This window comes from Nocardiopsis halophila DSM 44494 (assembly GCF_000341245.1).
Lineage (GTDB): Bacteria > Actinomycetota > Actinomycetes > Streptosporangiales > Streptosporangiaceae > Nocardiopsis_A > Nocardiopsis_A halophila.
In genome coordinates this window covers 1-1,140 of the sequence record NZ_ANAD01000263.1, presented here as the reverse complement: position 1 = coordinate 1,140, position 1,140 = coordinate 1, and the positions used below count along the sequence as shown (strand labels likewise).

At 75.5% G+C, this 1,140-nt stretch carries 3 protein-coding genes; all 3 read right to left on the bottom strand.

The genetic code is table 11. From position 1 onward, the window contains the following. A partial coding sequence (locus D450_RS31530) for a hypothetical protein (RefSeq protein ID WP_039821106.1) occupies positions 1–382 on the bottom strand: 382 nt, incomplete at its 3' end. A 94-nt stretch (positions 383–476) separates the two neighbouring features. Further along, positions 477–737 (bottom strand): hypothetical protein, encoded by a 261-nt coding sequence (locus D450_RS0128100; RefSeq protein WP_017541958.1) that lies wholly within the window; start codon positions 735–737, stop codon positions 477–479. A 34-nt stretch (positions 738–771) separates the two neighbouring features. Beyond that, the gene (locus tag D450_RS31525; RefSeq protein WP_206539674.1) at positions 772–1,038 is read right to left on the bottom strand and encodes a hypothetical protein; all 267 of its coding nucleotides are present in this window, start codon (positions 1,036–1,038) and stop codon (positions 772–774) included. Between the last annotated feature and the right edge of the window lie 102 nt (positions 1,039–1,140).

Here is a 1,140-nt window from a genome sequence, read left to right as displayed (position 1 = left end):
GCGCCAGGCCCCGCCCGCCGTAGTACAGCTCGTGGCGCACGATCGACCAGGCCAGGCGGTCCGGCCGCAGCGCCGGGCGGGTGCGCCGCCAGTAGGCGTACACGATCTGGGCCGGGGTCGGACCGGCCTCGTCGAAGGGCACCACATCGGCGCCGGGGGCGCGGGCCAGCTCCCGGCGGGCGGTGGGCTCGTCGACGATCTCGCCCTCCAGGACCTCGCCCTCAGGGTCGGCCTCGGGCTCGGTCTCGGTCACCTCCACCGGCGCCCCCGCCCCCGAGGGGCCGGCGCCAGGGAAGGCGATCACCTCCGCCTCCACCTCCTCGGTGTCGTGGTCGTCACGTTCGCGCCCGGACTCATGGCGGGCGGGCTCTACCGGGCTCATGCTGGGTGGACCTCCATGGTGAGGAGCGGGCGGCGGCGGATCTGTGGTGGAGAGGCCGCCGCCCGCGAATCGAACGGGAAAACAGCAGGTCGGATCAGGTGTTGCGGGTGTGGGCGCGCACCACGCGCCCGTTGCGGGTGTGCTCGCGCACCGTGGCGCCGCCGCCCTTGCGCCGGCGGGCGGTGGCGACCGTCCCGGTGCCGGTCACCGACCGCCAGGACCGCGCCGCCTTGCGGCGGGTGCGCCGCAGCGCCGACCGCGCCCGGCGCTTGAGCGCCTTGGGCGACCAGGCCGAGGAGATGCGGGTGGGCCGGTCCACACCGACCCACTGGGACACGCTCATCCGGTTGGGCACGGGAAACCTCCAGGTCATCGGCAGTGTTCAGGGGTTAGAGGCCGGGCAGCACCATCTGCCCGGCGCACAGGCCGCAGTCGTCCCACCAGCGGCAGCGGTGGTCCTTGGGGGCCCGGCACCGCTCGTCCGGGCGCGGGGCGACGGCCTCCAGGTGCTCCCGGCGGGCCCGCTGGGCCTCGCTCTTGCCGTAGGCGTAGGAGGCGGGCGCCAGCGTCACCTGGAACTCCCGCGTGTGTCCGCAGGAGCAGCGCATGGTCCACACCAGGTCCAGGCGCCCGCCGGTGTAGGGGTCGGTGCGCATCTCCTCGTGGCAGGTGATGCGGGGACGGTGCCGCCCGCTCACCGGGAGCCCCCGGCCAGCCGGCGGCGGGCCCGCTTCACCGTGGACTCGCTGACCCCCAGC